The sequence below is a fragment of the Diaphorobacter ruginosibacter genome, assembly GCF_014395975.1.
Lineage (GTDB): Bacteria > Pseudomonadota > Gammaproteobacteria > Burkholderiales > Burkholderiaceae_C > Diaphorobacter_A > Diaphorobacter_A ruginosibacter.
The window spans coordinates 4,910,612-4,935,000 of the sequence record NZ_CP060714.1 but is presented as its reverse complement, the minus strand read 5'-3'; the positions used below and the strand labels follow the sequence as shown (position 1 = coordinate 4,935,000).

The 24,389-nt window shown below is 65.6% G+C and carries 20 protein-coding genes (1 of these 20 cut by a window edge); 7 read left to right on the top strand and 13 right to left on the bottom strand.

The genetic code is table 11. From position 1 onward, the window contains the following. The 6 genes from H9K76_RS22210 to H9K76_RS22185 all read right to left on the bottom strand — a co-directional run. Nucleotides 1-662: the 5' portion of a benzoate/H(+) symporter BenE family transporter gene (locus tag H9K76_RS22210; RefSeq protein ID WP_187597417.1), read on the bottom strand. The gene continues 517 nt to the left of window position 1, outside the view; the window shows 662 of its 1,179 coding nt (coding positions 1-662); its start codon is at nucleotides 660-662; the stop codon falls past the left edge of the window. Nucleotides 663-794: 132 nt separating this feature from the next. Beyond that, nucleotides 795-2,672, bottom strand: a complete 1,878-nt coding sequence (locus tag H9K76_RS22205; protein WP_187597416.1) for a potassium transporter Kup — start codon at nucleotides 2,670-2,672, stop codon at nucleotides 795-797. A 188-nt stretch (nucleotides 2,673-2,860) separates the two neighbouring features. Continuing rightward, the gene (gene gshA / locus H9K76_RS22200) at nucleotides 2,861-4,156 is read right to left on the bottom strand and encodes a glutamate--cysteine ligase (protein ID WP_187597415.1); all 1,296 of its coding nucleotides are present in this window, start codon (nucleotides 4,154-4,156) and stop codon (nucleotides 2,861-2,863) included. Nucleotides 4,157-4,281: 125 nt separating this feature from the next. Next, nucleotides 4,282-5,748, bottom strand: coding sequence for a TrkH family potassium uptake protein (locus tag H9K76_RS22195; protein WP_187597414.1), 1,467 nt, complete (start codon nucleotides 5,746-5,748; stop codon nucleotides 4,282-4,284). A gap of 42 nt (nucleotides 5,749-5,790) precedes the next feature. Then, on the bottom strand, nucleotides 5,791-7,254 hold the full coding sequence (gene trkA, locus H9K76_RS22190; RefSeq protein WP_187597413.1) for a Trk system potassium transporter TrkA: 1,464 nt from the start codon (nucleotides 7,252-7,254) through the stop codon (nucleotides 5,791-5,793). Between the two features lie 4 nt (nucleotides 7,255-7,258). Further along, nucleotides 7,259-8,539: a glutamate-5-semialdehyde dehydrogenase gene (locus H9K76_RS22185; protein ID WP_187600797.1), complete on the bottom strand. Its 1,281-nt coding sequence runs from the start codon at nucleotides 8,537-8,539 to the stop codon at nucleotides 7,259-7,261. 88 nt (nucleotides 8,540-8,627) lie between these two features. On the opposite strand from H9K76_RS22185, the gene H9K76_RS22180 reads away from it, so the two are divergent. Continuing rightward, nucleotides 8,628-8,912 carry a hypothetical protein gene (locus tag H9K76_RS22180; protein WP_187597412.1) on the top strand — a complete coding sequence of 95 codons (285 nt, stop codon included), beginning with the start codon at nucleotides 8,628-8,630 and terminating at the stop codon, nucleotides 8,910-8,912. On the opposite strand, the gene H9K76_RS22175 is transcribed toward H9K76_RS22180, so the two are convergent. Then, nucleotides 8,907-10,418, bottom strand: coding sequence for a sensor histidine kinase (locus tag H9K76_RS22175; RefSeq protein WP_187597411.1), 1,512 nt, complete (start codon nucleotides 10,416-10,418; stop codon nucleotides 8,907-8,909). The two genes, H9K76_RS22180 and H9K76_RS22175, sit on opposite strands and share 6 nt — an antisense overlap. Continuing rightward, on the bottom strand, nucleotides 10,396-11,091 hold the full coding sequence (locus H9K76_RS22170) for a response regulator transcription factor (RefSeq protein ID WP_187597410.1): 696 nt from the start codon (nucleotides 11,089-11,091) through the stop codon (nucleotides 10,396-10,398). Before H9K76_RS22170 ends, H9K76_RS22175 begins: the two co-directional genes overlap by 23 nt. Before the next feature lie 226 nt (nucleotides 11,092-11,317). Between H9K76_RS22170 and phnD the strand changes: the two genes are divergently transcribed. The 5 genes from phnD to H9K76_RS22145 all read left to right on the top strand — a co-directional run bounded on the left by phnD (nucleotide 11,318) and on the right by H9K76_RS22145 (nucleotide 15,495). Then, complete coding sequence (gene phnD / locus H9K76_RS22165; RefSeq protein ID WP_187597409.1) at nucleotides 11,318-12,307, top strand: phosphate/phosphite/phosphonate ABC transporter substrate-binding protein; 990 nt, start codon at nucleotides 11,318-11,320, stop codon at nucleotides 12,305-12,307. Nucleotides 12,308-12,471: 164 nt separating this feature from the next. Further along, a complete protein-coding gene (gene phnC / locus H9K76_RS22160; protein ID WP_187600796.1) occupies nucleotides 12,472-13,242 on the top strand; it encodes a phosphonate ABC transporter ATP-binding protein in 771 nt (256 codons plus the stop codon). After that, the gene (gene phnE / locus H9K76_RS22155; RefSeq protein ID WP_187597408.1) at nucleotides 13,230-14,054 is read left to right on the top strand and encodes a phosphonate ABC transporter, permease protein PhnE; all 825 of its coding nucleotides are present in this window, start codon (nucleotides 13,230-13,232) and stop codon (nucleotides 14,052-14,054) included. The genes phnC and phnE (H9K76_RS22155) overlap by 13 nt, the downstream gene beginning before the upstream one ends. Beyond that, nucleotides 14,047-14,868, top strand: a complete 822-nt coding sequence (gene phnE, locus H9K76_RS22150; RefSeq protein WP_187597407.1) for a phosphonate ABC transporter, permease protein PhnE — start codon at nucleotides 14,047-14,049, stop codon at nucleotides 14,866-14,868. The genes phnE (H9K76_RS22155) and phnE (H9K76_RS22150) overlap by 8 nt, the downstream gene beginning before the upstream one ends. Before the next feature lie 183 nt (nucleotides 14,869-15,051). After that, a complete protein-coding gene (locus H9K76_RS22145; RefSeq protein WP_187597406.1) occupies nucleotides 15,052-15,495 on the top strand; it encodes a cupin domain-containing protein in 444 nt (147 codons plus the stop codon). Between the two features lie 48 nt (nucleotides 15,496-15,543). Here H9K76_RS22145 and holA read toward each other — a convergent pair whose 3' ends face one another. The 3 genes from holA to leuS are packed head-to-tail and all read right to left on the bottom strand — an operon-like array spanning nucleotide 15,544 to nucleotide 19,841. Continuing rightward, complete coding sequence (gene holA / locus H9K76_RS22140; protein WP_187597405.1) at nucleotides 15,544-16,596, bottom strand: DNA polymerase III subunit delta; 1,053 nt, start codon at nucleotides 16,594-16,596, stop codon at nucleotides 15,544-15,546. A gap of 17 nt (nucleotides 16,597-16,613) precedes the next feature. Next, complete coding sequence (locus tag H9K76_RS22135) at nucleotides 16,614-17,126, bottom strand: LPS-assembly lipoprotein LptE (protein WP_187600795.1); 513 nt, start codon at nucleotides 17,124-17,126, stop codon at nucleotides 16,614-16,616. 42 nt (nucleotides 17,127-17,168) lie between these two features. After that, nucleotides 17,169-19,841 carry a leucine--tRNA ligase gene (gene leuS, locus H9K76_RS22130; protein ID WP_187597404.1) on the bottom strand — a complete coding sequence of 891 codons (2,673 nt, stop codon included), beginning with the start codon at nucleotides 19,839-19,841 and terminating at the stop codon, nucleotides 17,169-17,171. 329 nt (nucleotides 19,842-20,170) lie between these two features. Between leuS and H9K76_RS22125 the strand changes: the two genes are divergently transcribed. Next, nucleotides 20,171-21,442: a mechanosensitive ion channel family protein gene (locus tag H9K76_RS22125; RefSeq protein ID WP_246475199.1), complete on the top strand. Its 1,272-nt coding sequence runs from the start codon at nucleotides 20,171-20,173 to the stop codon at nucleotides 21,440-21,442. 8 nt (nucleotides 21,443-21,450) lie between these two features. On the opposite strand, the gene H9K76_RS22120 is transcribed toward H9K76_RS22125, so the two are convergent. Continuing rightward, nucleotides 21,451-23,289 (bottom strand): GDYXXLXY domain-containing protein, encoded by a 1,839-nt coding sequence (locus tag H9K76_RS22120; protein ID WP_187597403.1) that lies wholly within the window; start codon nucleotides 23,287-23,289, stop codon nucleotides 21,451-21,453. Continuing rightward, the gene (locus H9K76_RS22115; RefSeq protein WP_187597402.1) at nucleotides 23,286-24,305 is read right to left on the bottom strand and encodes a DUF2157 domain-containing protein; all 1,020 of its coding nucleotides are present in this window, start codon (nucleotides 24,303-24,305) and stop codon (nucleotides 23,286-23,288) included. Before H9K76_RS22115 ends, H9K76_RS22120 begins: the two co-directional genes overlap by 4 nt. Between the last annotated feature and the right edge of the window lie 84 nt (nucleotides 24,306-24,389).

Below are 24,389 nucleotides of genomic sequence, written 5' to 3'. Positions count from 1 at the left end.
AAGGGAAGCGCCAGGCTCATGACCGCTGCCACCGAGAAGGTGGGCATGGTGAATACCGGCATGGCGAGATCCCAGTGGATGGCAGACCAGTCCATCTTGCCCTGCGCCGCCGCGCACAGGACACCGACCAGCAGGGTAAGCATCACTGCGTAGCGCGGCAGGATGCGCCGCGCGAGCAGATAGGTCAGTAGCATGGCAACGATCAGCACCGGGGCGGTCTCGGCCGCATTGAACGCCTGCATGCCGAACTTGGCTAGCACGCCCGCCAGCAGTGCCGCGGCGATCTCCTGCGGAATCTTGCTCATCACGCGCTCGAACCATCCCGTCACGCCCGCCAGGAAGATGAGCGCCGCGCTCACCATGAATGCGCCGACCGCATCGCCCATGGTGAAGGCCCCCGTCGCGCCCGCCGTGGCCAGCACGGCCGCACCTGGCGTGGACCAGGCCACCATGACCGGCTGCTTCAGGATCAGCGAGGGAACGAGCGTGCACAGCCCCATGCCGATGCCCACCGCCCACATCCACGAGGCGATCTCCGCCGGCGACGCCCCGAAGGCCTGCGCCGCCTGGAACACGATGGCAACCGAGCTTGTCAGCCCCACCAGTACCGAGACGAATCCGGCAACGAAGGCCGAGAGGGTCAGATCCTTGAAAAATTGCATCGTCGAGAGTCTTTCACCAACTGCGGCGCCGCGCCTTCCCGGAGTCCGGAAGAAAGCCCGCCGGAGAGGATGATGCGCGACGCAGGAAAAATGACGGGATCACACCGGCGGGCAAGGCCCGCCCGGAAGCCTTCAGACTTCCACCTTCGATCCCAGCTCCACCAGGCTGTTGCTGGGCAGCAGCAGGAAGTCCGCCACACCTGCGGCGTTGTGGTGCATCTGCCCAAACAGTTTCTGGCGCCAGAGCGCCATGCCGATGTTCTTGTCCCCCGGCACGAACACGTCGCGCGACAGGAAATAGCTGGTGCTCATGCTTTCCACCTCGCAGCCGCGGCCACGCAGTTGCTGCAGCGCCGCCGGCACGTCGGGGTCGTTCTTGAAGCCGTAGTTGATCTTCACGCTCCAGCAGTCGCTGCCCAGCGATTCGATCTGCACGCGCTTGTCCAGTCCGATCCAGGGCACCTCGTGGTTCACGATGGTCACGAAGATGTTCTGCTCGTGCAGCACCTTGTTGTGCTTGAGGTTGTGCAGCAGCGCCGTGGGCGTCACCTTGGAATCGGACGTGAGGAACACGGCCGTGCCCGCGACACGCGTGATCGGCGGCTGCTGCAGCAGCACCATCTGCAGGAAGTCGCGCAGGTCGATACCGTCCGCATGCAGCTTGTCGTAGACGAGATCCCGGCCACGCTTCCAGGTCATCATCACCGTGAACACCGCAAAGCCGATCGTCAGCGGGAACCAGCCGCCCTCGAACAGCTTGAGCAGGTTGGAGGCGAAGAACGTCACGTCGATGCAGAAGAAGAACAGCGTGGGAGCGAGCGCCATCCACAGCGGGTACTTCCAGCCGAAGCGCAGCACGAAGAAGGTGAGCACGGTCGTGATCGTCATGTCCAGAGTCACCGCGATGCCGTAGGCGGCCGCCAGGTTGCCGCTCGAGCGGAACATCATCACGGCCAGCGCGATCGCCACGCACAGGCTCCAGTTGACGAACGGTATGTAGATCTGGCCCATGTCGCGCACGCTGGTGTGCTCGATCTGCAGGCGCGGCAGGTAGCCGAGCTGGATGACCTGCTTGGTCACGCTGAACGCGCCCGTGATCAGCGCCTGCGATGCGATCACCGTCGCCATGGTGGCCAGCACCACCAGCGGCAGCACGGCCCAGCTGGGGGCCAGCATGAAGAACGGGTTCTTGATCGCGTCGGGATTCTCGAGTATCAATGCGCCCTGTCCGAAGTAGCACAGCGTGAGTGCCGGCATGGCGATGCTGAACCAGGCCAGGCGAATCGGCTTGCGGCCGAAGTGGCCCATGTCGGCATAGAGCGCCTCGGCCCCGGTCACGCAGAGCACCACGGCCCCGAGAATCACGAAGCTCACGCCCGGGTTGCTGGCGATGAAGCTCAGCGCATAGTGCGGGCTCAGGCCGCGCAGCACCGTCGGGTGCTGTGAAATGTTCCAAATGCCCAGGACCGCGATGCTTGCGAACCAGATCAGCATGATCGGCCCGAAGAACTTGCCGATGCCGCCGGTGCCGTGCTTCTGGAACCAGAACAGCAGGATCAGCACCACCAGCGTGAGCGGCACGACGCCCTTCGTGAAGTGCGGCGAGACGATCTCCAGACCCTCGACCGCCGACAGCACGGAGATTGCCGGCGTGATGACCCCGTCGCCATAGAACAGGCAGGTGCCGAAGATGCCGATCATCATCAGCACCGACCGCAGTCGTGGCTTGTCCTTCACCGCCTGCGACGCCAGCGCCAGCATGGCGATCAGGCCGCCTTCGCCGTTGTTGTCGGCACGCAGCACCAGCACCACGTACTTGAGCGAGACGATCAGCGTCAGCGTCCAGAACAGGATGGACAGGATGCCGTAGACGTTGTCATGGGTGAACGGCACGTATCCCGAGCCGAAGACCTCCTTCAACGTGTACAGGACACTGGTGCCGATGTCACCATAGACGACACCGATCGCGCCCAGTGTGAGCGATGTGAGGGAGGATTTGGCGTTTTGCACGGGAATCTGGCTGTTTGCCGTAGTGTTGGCGCGAGCGCCTCAAAAGCGGGTCAAAAGCCGATCAAAAGTAGGTCAATGGTCGCTATTTTGCTCTGCCCTTGATTGGACGCAAGCAATGAATGAATGTCGGGGGTCCACCGCACAGCCCACTTGACATTCATCCACGCTTCACACGATTTCCAGCGATATCAGTCGTAGACCTCGGCATTCGGGTCGGTCGCCTCGAGTTCATAGCTGGATGCCAGCATGGCCAGGCGTGCGATCACGCCGTACATGTAGAACCGGTTGGGAGCGCTGGCTCCGGGACGCGCACCCGGCTGCGGCAGGTGCGTGCTGTGCTCGAACGCCAGCGGCACGAAGCTTGCGCCCGGCGCGTTCAGGTTCTCGTCCGTTCCACGCTCGGCATGCATGCGGTAGAAGCCGCCGACCACATAGCGATCCATCATGTAGACCACCGGTTCGGCCACGGCTTCGTGCACGCGCTCGCGGGTGAGCACGCCTTCCTGGACGATCACGTCGTGCACGACCTGGCCATCCTTGATGACGGCCATCTTGTTGCGCGTCTTGCGGTTCAGGTCCTCGAGCTCCTTGGCATCGCGCACCGTCATGATGCCCATGCCATAGGTGCCGTTGTCGGCCTTCACCACCACCCACGGCTTCTCGTTGATGCCATATTCCTTGTACTTGCGGCGCACCTTGGTGAGCGTGGCGTCCACGGCGGTCTGCAACGCATCGAGGCCGATGCCTTCGTTGAAATCGACGCCTTCCACCTTGGTGAACAACGGATTGATCAGCCACGGGTCGATGCCCAGCATCTTGCCGAATCGCTTGGAGACCTCTTCATAGCTCTGGAAGTGGCGGCTCTTGCGGCGCACGCTCCAGCCCGCATGCAGGGGCGGCAGCAGGTACTGCTCATAGAGCTCCTCCAGGATGCCCGGCGGGCCCGCGGAGAGGTCGTTGTTCAGCAGGATGGTGCAGGGGTCGAAGTTCTTCAATCCCAATCGGCGCTTGGTGCGGATCACCGGCTCGAGCGTGATGGACTCGCCGTGAGGCAGCGTCACCGTCGTCGCCTTCTTGATCTCCGGGCTGATCGAGCCCACGCGCACATTCAGTCCGGCCATGTTGAAGATGCGCTGCAGCTGCATCACGTTGGCCAGATAGAAGGTGTTGCGCGAATGATTCTCGGGAATGATCAGCAGGTTGCGCGCCTCGGGGCAGATCTTCTCGATCGCGGCCATGGCCGCCTGCACCGCCAGCGGCAGCATCTGGTCCGTCAGGTTGTTCCAGCCGCCCGGATACAGGTTGGTGTCGACCGGTGCAAGCTTGAAACCGGCATTCCGGATGTCCACGGAGGAATAGAAGGGCGGCGTGTGCTCCATCCATTCCAGGCGGAACCAGCGCTCGATCGCCGGCATCGAATCCAGAATGCGTTGTTCCAGTTCGTTGATTGGCCCGGTCAGGGCGGTAATGAGATGGGGAACCATCAATGTCCTCGCAAAAGACTTCAGGCGGGTTGGCGAAACATTTTAGGCGACTCGTTTATTCAAGCTCAATGAGAACAGGCGCCGGTCGCGACACATGCATCACGGACGGCCTCTGCACGCCGTGGCTAGCGCCGCCAGAAAGTCGGTGTCAGCAGCGCGATGAAGCTCAGGATCTCCAGGCGCCCGAGCAGCATGCCCAGGGTGCAGACCCACAGCTGGAAATCGGTGAGCACCGCGTAGTTCGAGCTCGGGCCCAGCCGTCCCATTGCCGACCCCGAGCAGTGCACGCTCGCCAGCACGGCGGAAAAGGCCGTCAGCGGATCGAGGTCGGTCAGCAGCAGCGCCATGCTCAGCAGGATCACCGTGGCGCCGTACATCAGCATGAAGGCCAGCACCGAGAAGATCATGTGGTTGTCCACCACCGCCTGCCCCAGCCGCACCGGCTGCACTGCCGCCGGGTGGATGATGCGGGTCATCTCGCGCTTGGCCTGCTTCAGCAGGATCAGCATCCGCGCCATCTTGATGCCGCCACCCGTCGAGCCGGCGCCGGTCGCCACGCCCGACAGCATCAGCATGAACACCGGCACGAACACGGGCCAGCCCAGGTAGTCGGCGGTCGTGTAGCCGGTGGTGGTGGCCACGGAGATCAGCTGGAACATGCCCATCCGCAGGGCGTCGGACGGCTCGTACACGCCCTTGGACCAGAGCAGCAGCGCGACCAGCAGGCCACCGCCGATCAGCGTGGCCATCGTCGCCCGCATCTCGATGTCGCGCCAGAAGCCGCGCCAGTTGCCCTTGCGCAACGCAATGAAGTACAGCGCGAAGTTGCAGCTGGCCGCCATCATGAAGAAGATGGCGATGCATTCCATCAGCGGCGACTTGAAGTACGCGAAGCTCGCATCGTGAGGCGTCAGCCCCCCCAGGCTCACGGTTGTGAACATGTGCATGATCGCGTCCTCCGGCGTCATGCCCGCCCACCAGTAGCCCAGCGCGCAGAACAGCGAGAACAGCACGTACACGCCCCACAGCCCCTTGGCGGTCTCCGTCATGCGCGGGGTGAGCTTGGTGTCCTTGACGGGGCCCGCGGCCTCCGCCTTGAACAGCTGGCTCGCTCCCACGCCGAGCAGCGGCAGCACGGCCACCGCCAGGATCAGAATGCCCATGCCGCCGATCCACTGCATGAAGGTGCGCCACATGTTGATCGACAGCGGCAGCTGATCGAGGTTGGACATGACCGTCGAGCCCGTCGTGGTCAGCCCCGACACCGCTTCGAAATAGGCGTGTGTGAACGACATGGGCTGGTGGATCTGCCAGGACACCAGCAGCAGCGGCACCGCGGCGAACAGCGGCAGCACGACCCACACCATCGACACCAGCAGCACGCCGTGGCGCGGCAGGAGTTCACGCTGGTACTTGCGCGTGCCGAACCACAGCACGGCGGACACCAGAAAGGTCAGCAGCATCGAGATCACGTAGCTCTGCCAGAGCCCGTCGTCGGCATACAGCGAGGCCGACAGCGGCACGAGCAGCGCGCCGGCGAACATCGCCAGCAGGGCGCAGAGCAATCGCAGGACGGGCAGGATGTCGGACATGGTGGTCGGATGGGTGGCGGGCGTTTCGGCAGTGCCTGCGGGTCAGAAGTAGGTGGCACTCACGCGGAAGAGCTTTTCCACGTCCTTGACCAGGCGCTTGTTGGGCAGGAAGAACACCACATGGTCGTTGCTTTCGATCACCGTGTGGCTGCGCGGAACGATCACCTGCACCTCCCGCTGCTTCGGCTCGCTGCCCTCCTCCTGTGGTTCCGTCGGATCGGGAAGCCCGCGCACGATCAGCCCCATCGTGACCTCGGGCGGGAGGTGGATGTCGCTGATCTTGCGCCCCACCACGCGAGAGCTCTTGGCATCGCCGCGCGCAACGATCTCCAGCGCCTCGGCCACGCCGCGGCGCAGGCTGTGCACCGCCTGCACGTCGCCCTGCCGCACATAGGCCAGCAGCTCACCGAGCATGGCCTGCGCCGGGGACAGCGCGATGTCGATCTGCGTGCCGTGCATCAGGTCCGCGTAGCTGCGCCGGTTGATGAGCGCCAGCACCCGGCTCGCTCCCATGCGCTTGGCGAGCAGGCTCGCCATGATGTTGTCCTCATCGTCCCCGGTGATGGCCAGGAAAAGGTCGACGTCCTCGATGCTTTCGTTGCCGAGCAATTCCTCATCGGTCGCGTCGCCCTGCAGGACCAGCACATCCGACGGCAGCTCGGACGCGAGCGCCACGCAGCGCTCGGGACTCATCTCGATGATCTTGATGTGATGGCTGCCCTGCCGGGTCAGCTGCCGCGCCAGTCGCAGCGCCACGCGCCCGCCGCCGGCCATCATGATGCGGCGCACCGGCCGGGCATTCTGCCCGCTCGGGCGGTGAAAGGACGACAGCACCTCGGAGATCTGCTCGCGCCCGGACAGCACGAACACTTCGTCCCCCGGCTCCACCATGGTCGAGCCGTCGCAGGAGATGAAGCGGTCGGGCTCCTCCGCGAACCGACGGTAGATGCCCACGATGCGCATGGCCACGTCGGGTGCCATCAGCCGCAGCGCTCCGATGCGATGCCCCACCATCGGAGCGCCGCCGCGCGCGCGCACGGACACCAGGCATGCGCGCCCACCGGCGAATTCGCGCACCTGCATGGCCTCCGGGAACTCGATCAGCTTGCCGATGTAGCGCGTGAGCGACTCCTCAGGGCAGATGATCCGGTCGACGCCGAAGCCGTCCTTGCCCAGCAGCTTGTCGCTCTTGTCCAGGCCCGACGATCGCACGCGCGCCACGAGCTTGGGAACGTTGAACATCACCTGCGCCACCTTGCAGCAGACCAGGTTGGTCTCATCCTGCGCGGCACAGGCGATCAAGAGATCGGTGTCGTTGGCGCCCGCCTCGGCAAGCACCCGGGGATCGATGCCGTTGCCCACCACGCCGCGCAGGTCATAGCGCGACTCGAGCTCGCGCAGGCGTGCCGGATCCTGGTCGATGACCGTGATGTCGTTGCGCTCGGAAACCAGGCTGTCCGCCACGCTCGCGCCGACCCGGCCCGCTCCCAGAATGATGATTTTCATGAGCTCAGCTGCGGATTTCGCCTTCGCCCAGCACCACCCATTTGAGCGAGGTCAGGCCCTCGATGCCCACCGGCCCGCGCGCATGGAACTTGTCCGTGCTGATGCCGATCTCCGCACCCAGGCCGTACTCGAAGCCGTCGGCAAAGCGCGTGCTGGCATTCACCATCACACTGGCCGAGTCCACTTCGCGCAGGAAGGTCTGTGCATGCATGTGGTTGGTGGTGATGATGGCGTCCGTGTGATGGCTCGAATACTTGTTGATGTGGGCGATCGCCTCGTCCACGCCCTCCACGATCTTCACGCTGATGATCGGGGCCAGGTATTCCTCGCTCCAGTCGGCCTCGGTGGCCAGCGCCAGCGTGGCTCCGGCCACCGGCTTGAGGATGTCCAGCACTTCGGGCGTGCCGCGCATCTCCACGCCCTTGGCGGCAAAGACGGCGCCGATCCTTGGCAGGAATTCCGCCGCGACGCCGCGCGCCACCAGCAGGCTTTCGCTGGCATTGCAGGGGCTGTACTTCTGTGTCTTGGCGTTTTCGGTCACCCTCACCGCCATGGCGATGTCACAGGGGTCGTCCACATAGGTGTGGCAGTTGCCATCCAGGTGCTTGATGACCGGCACGCGCGCGTCGCGGCTGATGCGCTCGATCAAACCCTTGCCGCCGCGTGGAATGATCACGTCCACATAGTCGGGCATGGCGATGATCTGGCCCACCACTTCGCGGTCGGTGGTCTGCACCAGCTGCACGCCGTGCTCGGGCAGGCCCGCTTCAGCCAGCGCCCTTGAGACCAGCAGCGCCAGCGCCTTGTTGGAATCGATGGCTTCCGAGCCGCCGCGCAGGATGCAGGCATTGCCGCTCTTGATCGACAGGCTCGCGGCCTCGATGGTCACGTTCGGGCGGCTCTCGTAGATCATGCCGAACACGCCGATCGGCACGCGCATCTGTCCCACGCGGATGCCGCTGGGCTGCTGCTTCATGCCTAGGATCTCGCCGATGATGTCCGGCATCGCCGCCAGTTGCTCGCAGCCCTCGGCGCAGGTCTCCAGCACCTTGGGGGTCAGCTTGAGCCGGTCGACCATGGGCTCGGGCAGGCCCGCGGCGCGCGCGCGCTCGAGGTCGCGGGCGTTGTCGACCTGCAGCGCGTCCACGCTTTCGCGCAGCAGACGGGCCAAGGCCTTGAGCGCTTTGTTTTTAATAGCAGCTGGAGCCTTGGCCATCAGCGCAGAGGCTGCCTTGGCCTGTACTCCGAGAGCGTGGGAATATTCAGCGATGTTGAGCGCGTTCATAGCCATGATTCTCTCCGAAACCGTCCGGCCCGCGTGCACATGGGCCTGTTCCGGTTACGCTTGTTGGCTTTTCCACCCCGCAACCGCCATGTCCGACACCGCACACTACGAACTCCAGAGCCTTCGCGAACGTCTCCAGCAACTGGCCGACGGCAGCCTCAGTCCGCATGGCTTCAGCGACAGCGCCCGCTCGCTGGAGGCTCTGCTGGCGGCCCTGCCCGCCCGCTACGCGGAGGTGCTGTTCGGACTGCTCGATCGGCTCGAGTCGGGCGCCCTGTTCACCGAGGAGAGCTGCTCGTTCAGCCTGAAGGACCTGACCGACAACCTGCGGCTCTGGGCCGACAAGGCCGAGGCGCAGTTGCAGCGCTCATGACGCGCCCGCAACCGGCGGCCGTGGCATAGGCGGCAGCGGCGGCAGCAGCAGCGCGGCCTTCACACCCGTCGGCCCGCCGCCCTGCGCGCTCCGCGCTCCCTCCGCCCGGTTACACACGCTGAGCTGCGCGCCCAGCGCCAGCGCCAGGTCGCGGCAGATGGCCAAACCCAGGCCCGCGCCCTTGCCGCCACCGGTGACGAAGGGCTCGAACAGCCGCTGCGCCACGTTGGCGGCCAGCCCCGGGCCGCTGTCCCAGACCTCGAGTTCGCACCCCTTCCCTTCCAGGCTCCGCAACCGCATGCCCAGCTCCGAGCCTGCCGGCGCGTGCTGGATGGCATTGGTCAGCAGGTTCTTGAGGATTTCCTCCACCATCCACCGCTCGCCCGTCCAGAGCAGCGGAGCCTCGGGGGCATCGAGTGAGAAATCCAGCTGCTGGCGCGCCAGCAGCGGCGAGAGCTCCACCGCCACGTCCTGCATCAAGCCGCGCAGCTCGACCTGTTCGCGCGATGGATCCGGGTCATGCCGGTCGCCCTGGGCACGATTCCACATCAGCAGCTGATGCACCACGCGGCTGGTCCGCCCGGTGGTGTCGGCAATGTGGCCCAGGGCCTCGTGCGCCGGCACATCGCCCTTGAGGCCGGATTCCGCATGCAGCTGCAGCACGGCCAGCGGCGTGCGCAGCTGGTGGGAGGCATCGGCAATGAAGCGCTGCTGCCGCTGCCGGGAGCCATCGACGCGCGCGAGCAGCCCGTTGAACGCGCACAGCAGCGGCCCGACCTCCTCCGGCGTCGATGCGGCGGACAGCGGCTTGAGGTCATCCGGACTGCGCTGGTCGACCGAGCGCGCCAGCACCCGCAGGGGCCGCAGCGCCACGGTGGCGACGACCCACATCGCCACCAGCAGGAGCAAGAGCAGCGCCACCTGCCGGGCCAGCGTGTTCCAGAGAATCGCGCGCCCGATCGCATAGCGGTACGAGACGTACTCACCCACCTGCACCACCACGTAGCGCATGCCCTCCGCGGACTCCACGGGCTGCCACAGCGCCACGAAACGCGCGGGCTCTCCGTCGGGCATCTGGCGGTCATAGAACTGCAGCCGCGAGGCATAGGCCGTGTTCACCGGAGGCAGGCCGGTGTAAGCGGGCAGCGCCGCATCGCCTGCAAGAAAATCGCCATTGAGAAAGTTCACGCGATACAGCAGCGGGCTGCGCCCCGGCTGCTCGCGCAGGTCGGAGCGCACATCGGTGGAGTACAGCTCCAGCGCCGAATGGGGCAGCGTCACCTGGAGCTCGCCGCGCTCGAGCCGGATCATGTCTCCCAGCGCATGGGAGGCCGTCACCAGCAGCCGGTCATAGGCCGTCTGCGTGGTCTGCAGCGCGGTGCGATAGCTCAGCCAGGCGTCGATCAGCACGAATACCAGCAATGGCACCGCCATCCAGATGAGCAGCCTGCGGCGCAGCGAGAACGCCCGCGACGCCGCGGCATCAGGGCTGCGGCGCGCGGCCACCGGCACTGTCCTGGCTTTGCTGGATCAGGTAGCCCACGCCGCGCAGCGTCGTGATCTGCACGTCGGTGTCCAGCAGCTTCTTGCGAAGACGGTGCGCCACCACTTCCACCGCATCGGACTGCGGGGCCTGCCCCGATGGAAACACCAGCGCCATCAACCGCTCCTTCGTCACCGCATGGCCCGGACGCTCCATCAGCGCCGCCAGCAGAGCCGATTCGCGCGGCGTGAGTTCGAGCGCCCGTCCGTCCACGTAGGCCACATGCGACGCGCGCTCCACCCTCAGGCTGCCGCAGCGCATCTCGCCCGCGTTGCCCCCTGCGCGGCGGCACAACGCACGCAGGCGGGCCTCGAGTTCGTCCAGGTCGAAGGGTTTGGCCAGATAGTCGTCCGCACCCGCATTCAGGCCCGCCACGCGGTCGCCCACCGCGCCGCGCGCCGTCACCACCAGCACCGGCACCTCATTGCCCCGGGCCCGCACCTTCGAGACCAGTTGCAGGCCGTCCATGACCGGCAGCCCGAGGTCGAGCATGACCACGTCGTACTGCCCCGCCCCCAGGTGCACGAGCGCCTGCACGCCATCGGTGCAATGCTCGACATGGATGCCGCGCCGCGTGAGCACGCGCGAGAGCGCGGCGCTCAGGTCCAGGTCATCCTCGACCAGAAGCACCTTCATGGCAAAGCCACCTTCATGGAGCCCCATGCATCCGTGCGTATTGCTGCATCGCAGCAATCGCCATGCGCCTCGGCAAACGCCCGTGTAACGAAATTTTTTCCCATATTGAAAGCTACTTGAAAGCCAAGCGCAAGCCAGTCGAAAGCCAGCCGGCGACCGCGCGGATTGTGCTCCCTATAGTCCGAGCATCCCATCATTCAACCAACCCATTCCACAAGGATAAGAGATGGCCTTGAACCTCACCGCACGCGCCGCCCTCCTGGGCGTGGCGCTCGCCGCATCCGGCGCTGCATTCGCCGACGAAGCATGCTCCCACCGCGGCGACCTCGACGCGCAGTTCTGCGACGCCAACAAGGACCTCGTGGCCGACACGCCCACCGACCCGAAGAAGCTCAAGGACCCCAGCACGCTGGTGTTTGCCTTCACGCCGGTGGAAGACCCCTCCGTCTACGAAAAGCTGTTCCGCCCGTTCATGGGCCACCTGTCGCAATGCGTGGGCAAGAAGGTCGTATTCTTCCCCGTGCAGTCGAACGCCGCGCAGATCGAGGCCATGCGCTCGGGCCGCCTGCACATCGCCGCATTCTCGCCCGGTCCGGTGAACTTTGCCGTGAACCTCTCGGGCGCCGTGCCGTTCGCCATCCGTGGCAACGACCAGGGCCCCGTCGGCATGCACCTGAAGATGATCGTGCAGAAGGGCAGCAGCTACCAGAAGCTCGACGACCTGAAGGGCAAGCGCATCGCCCACACCTCGCCGTCGTCGAACTCCGGCAACCTCGCGCCGCGCGCGCTGTTCCCCAAGCTCGGCATCACCCCCGACAAGGACTACAAGGTCGTCTACTCGGGCAAGCATGACCAGTCCATCCTCGGCGTGAAGACCGGCGACTACGACGCCGCCCCGGTGGCCAGCGACGTGCTCGAGCACATGACCGAGCGCGGCGTGGTCGGCAAGGACGACTTCCGGGTGCTCTACACCAGCGAAATGTTCCCCACCGATGCCTACGCGTTCGCCTACAACCTGAAGCCCGAACTACAGGAAAAGATCAAGGGCTGCTTCTTCAACTACAAGGTTCCCGCCGAAATGGCCAAGGGACTGGGCGGCGATCGCTTCCTGCCGATCACCTACAAGAAGGATTGGGAGCTGGTGCGCACCGTGGCCCAGGCCTCCGGCGAATCGTTCACGCGTGAAGCTTTCGACAAGGCCGCTCAGAAGAAATAACGGCTGATTGAACCACGCGGGCGGATGTTGCCGGGCAGCATCCGCCCGCGTTGTCATTTGAAGGGGGCCGCCTTGGGGCGACCTCCTTGCAATCCGCTCCGAAGAACACGATACAAGCACTTGAAGGCACCCTGCCCATGAGCAATCAAGCCCCATCCACCACCATCGACGCCGCCATCGAGATCCGCAGCCTGGTGAAGGAATACCGCGCGGGCCAGCCGATCCTCAAATCGATCGACCTCGCCCTCCCGGCGTCCGGCCTGACCTGCGTGATCGGCCCCTCCGGCACCGGCAAATCGACCATGCTGCGCTGCATCAACCGCCTCGTCGATCCCACTTCGGGCGAGATCTGGGTGAACATCGAGGGCCGGCGCACCGACATGGCGAAACTCAGCGGCCGTGAACTGCGCCGCGCGCGTCGCCACATCGGCATGGTGTTCCAGGAATACAACCTCGTCGACCGGCTGAGCGTGATGGAAAACGTGCTCACGGGCCGCCTCGGCTATCTCTCCGCATGGCGCGCATGGCGGCGCAAGTTCGACGCACAGGACTTCATCCATGCGCAGCAGCTGCTCGACGAGGTGGGCCTCGGCGACTTCGCCTCGCGCCGTGCCGATGCCCTGAGCGGCGGCCAGCGCCAGCGCGTCGGCATCGCCCGCGCGCTCATGCAGCGCCCCGCCGTCCTGCTGGCCGACGAACCCACCTCCTCGCTCGACCCCAAGACCTCCATCGAGATCATCCAGCTGCTACGCGAGCAGGGCATCCAGCGCAAGATCCCGGTGATGGTCAACATCCACGACGTGGAGCTGGCGCGCAACTTCGCGGACCGCATCGTCGGCATGACCGGCGGCCATGTCGTCTACGACGGCGCGCCCGCCGGCCTGACCGAGGAGCACCTCACACAGATCTACGGAGGCAAGGCATGGCTGGAATGACGGACAGGCACGCCACCGCGACCGCATCGGCAAGCCCGGCACAGCGCAAGCCGTTCAGCATGGGCTGGCAGCAGCGCACCGTCCTGCTCGCGCTGCTGGCCTACTGCGCCTGGGCGCTGGCCAGCATGGGGGTGAACAGCGAGCGCCTTGCGAACGGCTGGTCGGCGGCGGCAAAGTTCATCGGCATGATGTTTCCGCCGCAGATGGGCAAGATGGACGAGCTCTGGCAAGGCCTCAAGGAAACCATGCAGATCGCCGTGCTCTCCACCGCCGTGGGCATCGTGCTGAGCCTGCCCGTGGGCCTGATGTCCGCCTCGAACATGTCGCCGGCTCCGCTGCGGGCATTCGGCCGCGGGCTCATCGCCGTGTGCCGTGCGCTGCATCCCGTGATCAGCGCCATCCTGTTCGTGAAGGCCGTCGGCTTCGGACCGCTCGCCGGCATCCTGGCGCTGGTCGTGGCCACCGTCGGCTTCGTCGGCAAGCTGTTCGCCGATGCGATCGAGGAGATCTCGCCCAAGCCGATCGAGGCGATCAAGGCCACCGGCGCCTCGTTCATGAACGTGGTGCTGTTCGGCGTGCTGCCGCAGGTGATCAGCCGCTTCGTGGGCTTCGCCACCTACCAGCTCGACTCCAACCTGCGCAACTCCACCATGGTCGGCATCGTCGGCGCGGGCGGCATCGGCGGCGTGCTGTTCGCCGCTTTCCTGCGCTATGAATACAACTTCGTGTGCACGATCCTGGCCGCGGTGATCGCGATCATCGTGGCCGGGGAACTCATCGTGAACGCCGTGCGAAAGGCCCTCCATGTCTGAAGCAGCGCCGACACTCCACCCCGCCGCACCCGCGAAGTGGGAACGCTTCACCTTCGGCCAGCGCATGCTCCGCTATGTGCTGTGGATCTTCTGCGTATGGGCCATCGTGCAATCGGTGCGCTACATCGAGGTGATTCCCGAGTTCCTCTATGACGCGCCCGAGCAGATGGGCGACATGCTCGGCCGCATGTGGCCGATCGACTGGGCCTACTTCCAGCCTGACGTGCTGCAGGGCCTGACCGAAACGCTGCACATGGCCACGCTCGGCACCGTGCTGTCGCTGTTCCTCGCGCTGCCGCTCGGCGTGATGGTCGCGCCCAACGTCACGAAGAGCAGGACGCTGAACTTCATCGCGCGCGTTCTGCTGGTGGCCAGCCGCTCGGTGAACTCGCTGGTCTGGGCCATGCTGTTCGTCGCCATCTTCGGCCCCGGGCCGCTCGCCGGCATGTTCGCGATCGCGCTGCGCTCCGTGGGCTTCGTCGGCAAGCTGATCGGCGAGGCGCTGGAACAGACGCCCAAGGGCTCCATCGAGGCGCTGCAGGCCACGGGCGCAGGCAAGTTCGCGCAGCTCTGGTACGGCTACTGGCCGCAGATCAAGCCCGCGTTCTGGTCGGTGGCGCTGCTGCGCTGGGACATCAACGTGCGCGAGTCCGGCGTGCTCGGCCTCGTGGGCGCGGGCGGCATCGGCGTCGTGCTCAACACCTGCATCGACCTGTTCCAGTGGGACCGCGTGGCGCTCGTGCTGTTCACCGTGCTGGTGGTGGTCGCGGTGGCGGAAATCATCGTGCTGCAGATCCGCAAGCGCGTGCTGTAAGACAGGCGGGCCGCCCCACCTCGCATCCGCACAAACCCCGAAATGGAAGAGCCCGGGCCTCGCCTATAGTGAATTCCGTCCACTCAGCACATGCCGCGCTCCGGCCCCCCGGACGCGGCATTTCTGTTGGTGGCGTGTCCTGAACAATATTCACACCAGCAAGAAAGAAGGGCGTCTTCCATCATGCGCAGCAACCCGTTCACCAGGATCCCCGGATTCACTTCGTTCACGGCATTGGCCCTGCTGACCGCCACCAGCTTCGTCCATGCCGAGGTCTATCCGCGCGAAAGCATGATCAAGGCCGAAAAGAAGGAGGCAGCAGGAGGCAAGGGTGTGCTGCACGGGGAATATGCGTTCACGCGCGACATGCCGAAGAAGGACGAGGCGATCAAGGAGATCAGCTGGCTCACGCTGAAGCCGGGCGACTCCATCGGCTACCACAAGCACACGACGAACGAAGACACGTACATCATCATCTCGGGCACCGGCATCTTCAAGGACAAGGATGGCAAGGACGTGCCCGTGAAGGCCGGTGACGTGACCATCGTGCGCAAGGGCGAATCGCACGGGCTCACCGCCACGGGAGTCGAGCCGCTGGTGTTTGTCGATGTGATTGCCGAGCAGTAACCGCCGCCTGCCGGCTGCGCCACGACCAGGCCCCGCTTCGTTCCGCCGTCAGCGCGCCCCGCAGGTCTTGCACAGCTGCAGCCCCAGGCGCTGCAGTGCCAGCCAGCCGTTCTGCGGCCAGTCGGGTTGCTTCAGGCCCTTGACGATGCCGTCCACCGTGTGCGCCGACTGCAGCAGCCGCGCCAGCGCGGCATCTCCCACGTTCGGCAGGATGCGCTCGAACAGGCGCTCCTTCGGCCCCCAGATGCGGTTTTCGCGCAGCGCCATGGGCAGGGGCTTGCCGGCATTCATCGCGTCTTTCACGCGCTTCAGCGAGCGGATGTCCTCGGCCAGCGCCCAGTGCACCAGCACCTCGGCCTCGCCTTCGGCCTGCAGGCCGTCCATCATGCGCTGCATGCGGGCGACGTTGCCGGAGAGCACGGCCTCGGAGAGCTTGAAGACGTCGTAGCGCGCGACGTTGAGCACGGCCTGCTCCACCTGTGACCAGGTGAGCTCGCCCTGCGGATACAGCAGCGCGAGCTTCTGGATTTCCTGGTGCGCGGCAAGCAGGTTGCCCTCCACGCGATCGGCAAAGAAGGCCAACGTGCGCTGGCCCTCCTCGCCTGCGACCACGCGCTGGCCCTGGCTGGCCAGGCGCTGCGCGATCCACTGCGGCAGCGCACCGCGCTCGACCGGATCGATCTGGATGCTGATGCCCGCGGACTCCAGCGCACTGAACCATGCACCGGTCTTCGTGGCCTTGTCCAGACGCGGCAGCATCACGATGGTGAGCGTGCCTTCGTTGCCTGCAGACTCCTGCGCGATCTGTTGCAGCGCTGCGCCGCCGTCCTTGCCGGGCTTGCCGGAGGAAACACGGATTTCGATGATCTGCTTGTCCGCGAACAGCGAGAGCGAGCCACCGGCCGCAAGCACGCTGCTCCAGTCGAAATGCGCTCCCTGCACGGTGAAGCTGCTGCGCTCGGAGTACCCCTGCGCACGCGCTGCCGCACGTATGGCGTCGACCGCCTCCTGCTGCAGAAGCGGCTCGTCACCGTGCAGCACGTACAGCGGCTTCAGGCCTTTTTGCAGATGTCCGGCGAGCTGGTTCAGGGCGACTTGCATGCGTTCGTCCCGGGCGATCAGGACACGGGGATCAGCTTGACCTTGGCGAGGCGGCGCATGAGCTGCTGCACCAGATCGGTCTGCATGTTCTTGTAGAGCATGGCCTCTTCACCCTCCTTGGACAGCGCGATCGATTCGTTGTAACTCACGTCGCGCTGCTGCAGCAATTCGGTGTTGGTGATGTACTCCTGCCCCTGCGGGCCCGTCAGCGAGAAGTGGATGCGCAGCCGCAGTTGCAGCTCGCGCACCTGGCCCGAGGCGTTCAGGCCGACCACCACGCGTTCGCGGGCTTCCGAGAGGATGTTGCAGACCACCTCGGCCTCCGTGATGCGCTCGGGCTCGGTGATCACCGTGATGTTGCCGCCCGCTCCCTTGAGCGTGCGGATCAGCTCGCGCGACATCTGCGAGCCGGGCTGCGACTTCACATAGATCGACTTGAAGCTGAAATCGGGCGCGCCACGCAGGCGAAAGCCGCATGCCGCCAGCAGCGGCACGGCAGCGAACATGGTGAGAACGGTACGTTTTTGCATCATGGTGCTTGGCATCTCCTGCGTGACTGGGCCGCTTCGCCGTCAGACGACCACGTTGACCAGGCGACCCGGCACCACGATGATCTTCTTCGGGGCCTTGCCTTCGGCGAACTTCTGGTATTCCTCGTTGGCCAAGGCAGCGGCTTCGATGGTGGCCTTGTCGGCACCGGCGGCCACGACGATGGAGCCGCGCAGCTTGCCGTTCACTTGCAGCATGAGTTCGATCTCATCTTGCACCAGCGCCTGTGGATCGACTTCGGGCCACGAGGTGTCGAGCAGATCGCCTTGAGCCTTGGCGTAGCCCAGTTCGCTCCACAATGCGTGACCGAGGTGCGGCGTTGCGGGGTACAGCGCGCGGACCAGGATGCCGAAGCATTCGACCACGGCCTCGCGGCCGCCTTCGCTGTCGAGCGCCTTGAAGTCCTCGAGCGCGTTGATCATCTTCATCGCGCCGGAGACCACGGTGTTGTACTGCATGCGCTGGTAGTCGTAATCCACCTGCTTGAGCACGGTGTGGATTTCGAGGCGCAGCGCCTTGGCTTCCTTGCCGAAGCTGACCCCTGCCACGCCGTTCCTGGCCGTGGCCTTGGCGCGTGCAGCGTCAAACTCAGCACCCGCCAGCTTGGCGCCAAAGTTGTACACGCGGCGCAGGAAGCGGTAGCTGCCTTCCACGGCGAACTCGTTCCACTCCAGCGTGAGCTCGGGCGGCGAGGTGAACATGGTGTACAGGCGCGCGGTGTCGGCGCCGTACTTCTCGATGAGGTCCTGCGGGTCCACGCCGTTGTTCTTCGACTTGGACATGGTGGTCATCTCGTAGTCGAGCCTGGAGCCGTCGGCCTTGAGCGTGCCGCCGATCACCACGTCGTTCTCGTTCTTGATGACGTCGACGTCCTTTTCCCAGTAATAGACCTTCGCGCCGCTCTCGGCCTTTTGCGAGAACGCGCCGCGCAGCACCATGCCTTGCGTGAGCAGCTTCGTGAAGGGCTCGTCAATCTTCACGAGGCCCATGTCGCGCATCACCTTGGTCCAGAAACGCGCATAGAGCAGGTGAAGAATCGCGTGCTCGATACCGCCGATGTACTGGTCCATGGGCATCCAGTAGTCGGAGCCGCCGGCCACCATCTGCTCGCTGTTCTTCGCATCGCAATAGCGCATGAAGTACCACGACGAATCCACGAAGGTGTCCATGGTGTCGGTCTCACGGCGCGCGCTCTTGCCGCAGCAAGGGCAGACCACGCCGGCGTGGAAGGCCTCGCTCTTGACGAGCGGGTTGCCGGAGCCATCGGGCACCAGGTCCTGCGGCAGCACGACCGGCAGGTCCTTCTCGGGCACGGGCTGCGGGCCGCAGTCCTCGCAGTGGATGATCGGGATCGGCGTGCCCCAGTAGCGCTGGCGGCTGATGCCCCAGTCGCGCAGGCGCCAGGTGGTCTTGAGCTCGCCCAGGCCCTTGGATTCGAGCACCTTCGCGACGGCTGCGACGGCGTCCTTGTGGCCCATGCCGTCGAACTCGCCGGAATGGATGGTGATGCCGCGCTCCTTGTCGCCATACCAGTCATGCCACTGGGTGGCGTCGTAGGTCTCGCCCTCCACGGCCACCACCTGCCGGATCGGCAACTGGTACTTGAGCGCGAACGCGAAGTCACGCTCGTCGTGCGCGGGCACGCCCATCACGGCGCCGTCGCCGTAGCTCATCAGCACGTAGTTGCCCACCCACACTTCCACCTGCTTGCCGGTGATCGGGTGCGTGACGAACAGGCCCGTCGGCAGGCCTTCCTTTTCCTTGACGGCAAGTTCCGCCTCGGTCGTGCCGCCCTTCTTGCATTCCTCGATGAAGGCCGCAAGCCCGGGGTGGGACTGTGCCGCATGCTGCGCGAGCGGATGCTCGGGCGCCACGGCACAGAACGTCACGCCCATGATGGTGTCGGCACGCGTCGTGAAGACGTACATCCGGCCGTCCTGGATCAGCTGGCCGTCCGCTCCCCGGATGTCGTGCGTGAATGCGAAGCGCACGCCCGCGGACTTGCCGATCCAGTTTTCCTGCATCAGGCGCACCTTGTCGGGCCAGCCGGTCAGCGTGGCCTTCTCATTGCCGATCTGCACGTGGTCGAGCAGCTCCTGCGCGTAGTCGGTGATGGCGAGGTAGTAGCCGGGGATCTCGCGCTTTTCCACCAGTGCGCCGGTGCGCCAGCCGCGGCCGTCGATCACCTGCTCATTCGCGAGCACGGTCTGGTCCACCGGGTCCCAGTTCACGACCTGGGTCTTGCGGTAGGCAATGCCCTTCTCCAGCATCTTGAGGAACAGCCACTGGTTCCACTTGTAATACTCGGGATCGCAGGTGGCGACTTCGCGGCTCCAGTCGATCGCGAGGCCCATGGCCTGCATCTGGCCCTTCATGTAGGCAATGTTCTCGTACGTCCACTTGGCCGGGGGCACCTTGTTCTTGAGCGCCGCATTCTCCGCCGGCAGGCCGAACGCGTCCCAACCCATGGGCATCAGCACGTTGAAGCCCTTCATGCGCAGCTGGCGCGTGAGCATGTCGTTGATCGTGTAGTTGCGCACGTGGCCCATGTGCAGCTTGCCGCTCGGGTACGGCAGCATGGAGCAGGCATAGAACTTCTGCTTGGAAGCGTCCTCGGTCACGCGATAGGCGTCGTTGGCGGTCCAGTGGCCTTGCGCGGCGCGCTCGACCTCGGCGTGGTTGTATTTGTCTTGCATGGAACTCGAATGGGAAGAAACGCGGCCGCAATGCCCAAGGGTTGACGCGAACCGAATGGTCGAAGATTGTAGGCGTTTGCCTGAACCCCGGTTTTCGGCTCCGTTACACGGCCCGCACCGGACCTCGACACCCCCGCCCAAGCACCCGGCGGTGGGCATGGTCAAGACAGGGCATGCGAAAATAGAGGGATCTTTCCGGCATTTCTCATGTCACACATGGATCGCGCGCTCCCAATCAAGGAGCAAAAGCGGGCCGCCCCACGCGGGCGACAGCCTCGCCCGACGATCCCATCTTTCACCCCCGAAGCCACCACAAGGAGTGTGAACCCGTGCTTTCCGAGTATTACGACACCATCAGCCACCTCGATCCATGGATGCAGAGCGCCATCGGCCTGGCCGTGCTCGCGGTCTTCGCGTATGTGCTGCGTTTCATCACGCGTCTCGTCCTGTTGAACGTGGTGCCGCGCGTGGCAGGCAGCCTGCCCGATGGCGGGCTGCAGAACCTGATGGACAGGCGCGTGCTCAGGCGGGTTGCGCAGATCGTGCCTTCGCTGGTGTTCCAGGTGGGCGTGTTCGCCGTGCCGCACCTGTCTTCGGTGGTGCTGAACATCATCCACAACGTGGCCGTGGCCTGCACGGTGCTGGCGATCGGGCGCGTGGTCGTGGCGGTGCTCGATGCGATCCAGGACCACAACGCCCAGGCGCTCAGCACCCGGCCCCAGACGCGCTCGCTCAAGAGCTACGTGCAGCTCGGCAAGCTGGTCACCTTTCTGATCGTGGGCATCGTCATGGTCGGCGCGCTCATCGACCGCTCGCCGCTGATCCTGCTCTCGGGCCTGGGCGCGATGTCGGCCGTGCTGATGCTGGTGTTCAAGGACACAATCCTCTCGTTCACCGCGGGCGTGCAGCTCACGGGCAACGACATGCTGCGCGTGGGCGACTGGCTGCAGATGGACCAGGTGGGCGCGGATGGCGCGGTGGTGGACATGGCGCTGAACACCGTCAAGATCCGCAACTGGGACAACACCATCACCACCATTCCCACCTGGCGGCTGATGAGCGAGAGCTTCAAGAACTGGCGCGGCATGTCGGAGTCCGGCGGGCGACGCATCAAGCGCAGCATCCTCATCGACAACGCGACGGTGCGCTTTCTCACCGACACCGAGATCCACGAGCTCTCGCAGATCGCACTGCTGAAACCCTACCTCGAGAGCAAGACGCAGGAAATCGGTGAATACAACAGCGACTTCGCGCGCAAGGCCCCCGACATGGCGGAGGAGGTCGTGAACCTGCGCAAGCTCACCAACATCGGCACCTTCCGCGCCTACGTGAATGCCTACCTCCGGGCCCATCCACGCCTGCGCAAGGACATGACCCTCATGGCCCGCATGATGGAAAGCACCACCAACGGCACGCCCCTCGAGATCTATGCCTTCACCGCGACCACCGCGTGGGTGGAATATGAGGGCATCCAGGGCGACCTCTTCGACCACCTGATGGCGATCCTGCCCGAATTCGGGCTGCAGGCGTTTCAGAATCCGTCGGGCCATGACGTGAAGCTGGGACTGCGACAGAACGAGGTGGGCGCGCTGTCGCAGTAGAGGATGGGCTACTTCCGCCCGGAGGGGGCCGCAGGCTCGGCCTCCGGCACGGCCGGCGCCACCTCGGGCGCGACCGGCGCGACGGCTGCGGGCTCCTCCATCGCCTCGGTCTCCTCCTCTAGCGGGACCCGGGGACCGCGCGGCATCTCGATCGCCTGGCCGTCCGCATCCGCCAGTCCGACCAGCAGCGCACGCCCATCGGGCAGCACGCGAAAATCACCATACGAGGCGTGCTCGAAGACACGGCCCTGGCCCTCGGGGAAGAAGAAGGCGTCGGTCACCAGCACCCAGGAGCCCTTGAGGCGCTTGAGCGGCAGGAGGATCCGGCCCTGCCCGGGTGCCACGTTCGGCCGCGCGAGCCCCAGCACCGTGGCACGCCCCTTGTCATCCAGGCTTGCCTCCACCAGGGCGGTTGGGGCAAGCGTGTTCTCCAGGCCCTCGCGCACTTCCGCCGGCAGATCGAAGCGCAGCGCCATGTAGTCGCCCTGCATCAGGGAGCGCGGATCGACCGGCACCAGCCTGACCAGCACGGGCTGGCCATGCTCGATGACCTGTTCCTTGCCGCGCACGTCCCAGTTCACCAGGCCGAAGATCAGCAACGCGCCGGCAATCAGGCACAGCAGGCGCGTGCGCGACCAGGCGGCCAGTGGCGGCAGCATCACATCGGCCTGCGCCCCGGCATCGACGGCGGCCTTGCGGGCCGCGAGAAGACGCTGCAGATACAGGCCGGCCAGCAGCAATGCGCCGAACAGCGCAAGCCCCAGGCCTTTCTGCGCCAGCGTCCACGCCAGGCTGTAATAGAACTGAGACAGTGCCCAGAGGGCTGCCACCCCGCAGAGCGCTGCGATGCGCCAGCGGCCGCCAATCAGCGCGCCGGCTGCCATGAGCGCCAGCATGCCGAGCGAGGGCGCGAACCAGGCTGCGACCGCGAGCAGCACTCCGGTCCCGAGCAGCGTCATCAGGGTCTGCGGCTGCGCCATGCCGCCGCGCTTCCAGTGGGCGTGCACCAGCCCCGTGGCCAGCAGCACCAGGGCCACGGCCCAGACGCGGCCCGCCGTGGCGATCAGCCGCAGCGTCGACTCCGGCATATCGGTCACGTCCGTGCCCCACAGGCCCTGCAGCTTGTGGGACAGGCCCACGCCAAGGCCCGCGTCCACATAGTTCAGCGCCATCATGCCGATCAGGGCCACCGCGACGCTGTCGAGGAACACGGCCCAGCCCGTCAGCGATGCCCCGCGCGCCGCCAGCAGGCCGGGCTCCTTGCGGATGAAGAACAGCCAGCAGGCCACCATCAGCAGGCTGCTCACGTCGAAAACCACCAGCAGCAGGCTGCTGCTCATGACCGTGGCGAGGAACCAGTGCAGCGCGACGGCACAGACGAAGCCCATGATGCGCTTGATCCAGAGCGCGCGCGCAACAAACGCACCGACCAGTTGCAGCACGAACACCAGCCCCGAGCACAGCATGAAGAGCTGACGCTCGTCATGGTCGATCTGGTCGCCAATGCGCAGCAGGAGAAGCGCAATGAAGGTACCCCAGAGTACCAGCGCCAGGCAGGTGATGAACACGCCCCGTGCGCGATGCAGCATCACGCCCGCGCCGACGATGCCCAGCACGCTCACCCCCACGGCAGCGGGGTTCCTGAACCAGAAGTCCGAATCGAGCAGCGCGAAAAGGAACGCGCCCACCAGCAATGTGCAGACCAGGGCCCCGATCAGTGCCAGCACCACCACGAAGATGTTCGGATCCTCATCGATCGAGGCATTCGGGGCGTCGCCGCTCACCAGCCCCTGCGCGCGGGCGCGCTGCCACCAGGCCGGCTGCGAGGAAAACAGATTCAGGTTCATTGTTCGCCTCCTGTGTTCGACCGCGACGAACGCACCGCAGCGTCCGCCTCGCCGCGCAGCCTGCGCTGCACGGCCATCAACCCGGATACCGTGGCCGCAAGGCAGCCCAGCCCCACGATCGCACAGATCAGGAAGGCGGCTACATCACTGCTGGATGGGATCACCCTCACGACCAGCGACATGATCCATGCGTTGGCGGCCAGGGCCCCCAGGCACAGGCTCGCAAAGTCCTGCATGCGCCCCCGGTAGGAGACGAACATGGCCGCAGCGGTCAACAAACCCGCCAGCGGAAACGCCAAGCCGCTGTGCTTGCTGGTGAAGAGATCGGCCACGCCCAATACCATCCATGCGGCGAGCGCGAGAGCCAGGGCAAGGCGATGCGACGACCACGCCACGCCATGGCGGTGGCGCGCCCACGGAAGAAGAGACACCAGCCAGGGCACGAGCGCCAGTGCCAGCCAGATCGCGACATAGAGCAGTTGCTCCGTCATCCCGCGGTCGCGCGAGAACAGGATGCTCCACAGGTCCAGGTGCCCGTACCACATGGCGATGGCGGTGGCCGCCACGACGATCCACAGCACCCACAGCACATCACTGCGCGCCAGCAGCGTCCAGATCAGCGCGAGGCCTGCCCAGGTTGCGAAGAGCTGCCACGCATCCGCCCCGGTCTGGTAGGTCTGCCCCACGAAGGCGAGCAGCCCGCCCAACGCCAGTGTTGCGCACAACAGCGCCGCGATGCGCCCGCGCCGCCAGAAAATCGATGCCAGCACGCTGGCGAGCAGGGCGCCTTCTATCAGCCCCAGCTTGAACATGCGCGTCTGCTCCTGCCAGTTGGCAGCGATCCAGAAGATCAGGCCGCAGGCCAGCAGCAGCCCCGCCACGAGCAGCAGGCCCGCATGCATCTGCCGCGCCAGTGCGCGCGGCTCACCGGGCGCCGTGGCCACGGCGTGCAGCTGCGCCACCTGCTCTGCAGTGTGCGGCTGCTGCGCTGCCCATTCGTACAAAGTGCGATCCATCGAGGACTCCCCTTCCATGCCGGAACGGCGTTGGACGACACTGTAACGGCAGCGCAGGACACGGGAGTGCCGAGTGCGAAAAGT

What these genes read in the sequence shown, in the direction of transcription:
- gshA (WP_187597415.1), bottom strand. Translation starts at nt 4,156, where the DNA reads ATGGTTCCCCATCTCATTACCGCCCTGACCGGGCCAATCAACGAACTG.
- leuS (WP_187597404.1), bottom strand. Translation starts at nt 19,841, where the DNA reads ATGCAAGACAAATACAACCACGCCGAGGTCGAGCGCGCCGCGCAAGGC.
- H9K76_RS22145 (WP_187597406.1), top strand. Translation starts at nt 15,052, where the DNA reads ATGCGCAGCAACCCGTTCACCAGGATCCCCGGATTCACTTCGTTCACG.
- H9K76_RS22170 (WP_187597410.1), bottom strand. Translation starts at nt 11,091, where the DNA reads ATGAAGGTGCTTCTGGTCGAGGATGACCTGGACCTGAGCGCCGCGCTC.
- H9K76_RS22120 (WP_187597403.1), bottom strand. Translation starts at nt 23,289, where the DNA reads ATGAACCTGAATCTGTTTTCCTCGCAGCCGGCCTGGTGGCAGCGCGCC.
- H9K76_RS22115 (WP_187597402.1), bottom strand. Translation starts at nt 24,305, where the DNA reads ATGGATCGCACTTTGTACGAATGGGCAGCGCAGCAGCCGCACACTGCA.
- holA (WP_187597405.1), bottom strand. Translation starts at nt 16,596, where the DNA reads ATGCAAGTCGCCCTGAACCAGCTCGCCGGACATCTGCAAAAAGGCCTG.
- phnD (WP_187597409.1), top strand. Translation starts at nt 11,318, where the DNA reads ATGGCCTTGAACCTCACCGCACGCGCCGCCCTCCTGGGCGTGGCGCTC.
- H9K76_RS22185 (WP_187600797.1), bottom strand. Translation starts at nt 8,539, where the DNA reads ATGAACGCGCTCAACATCGCTGAATATTCCCACGCTCTCGGAGTACAG.
- H9K76_RS22135 (WP_187600795.1), bottom strand. Translation starts at nt 17,126, where the DNA reads ATGCAAAAACGTACCGTTCTCACCATGTTCGCTGCCGTGCCGCTGCTG.
- trkA (WP_187597413.1), bottom strand. Translation starts at nt 7,254, where the DNA reads ATGAAAATCATCATTCTGGGAGCGGGCCGGGTCGGCGCGAGCGTGGCG.
- H9K76_RS22195 (WP_187597414.1), bottom strand. Translation starts at nt 5,748, where the DNA reads ATGTCCGACATCCTGCCCGTCCTGCGATTGCTCTGCGCCCTGCTGGCG.
- H9K76_RS22180 (WP_187597412.1), top strand. Translation starts at nt 8,628, where the DNA reads ATGTCCGACACCGCACACTACGAACTCCAGAGCCTTCGCGAACGTCTC.
- phnE (WP_187597407.1), top strand. Translation starts at nt 14,047, where the DNA reads ATGTCTGAAGCAGCGCCGACACTCCACCCCGCCGCACCCGCGAAGTGG.
- phnE (WP_187597408.1), top strand. Translation starts at nt 13,230, where the DNA reads ATGGCTGGAATGACGGACAGGCACGCCACCGCGACCGCATCGGCAAGC.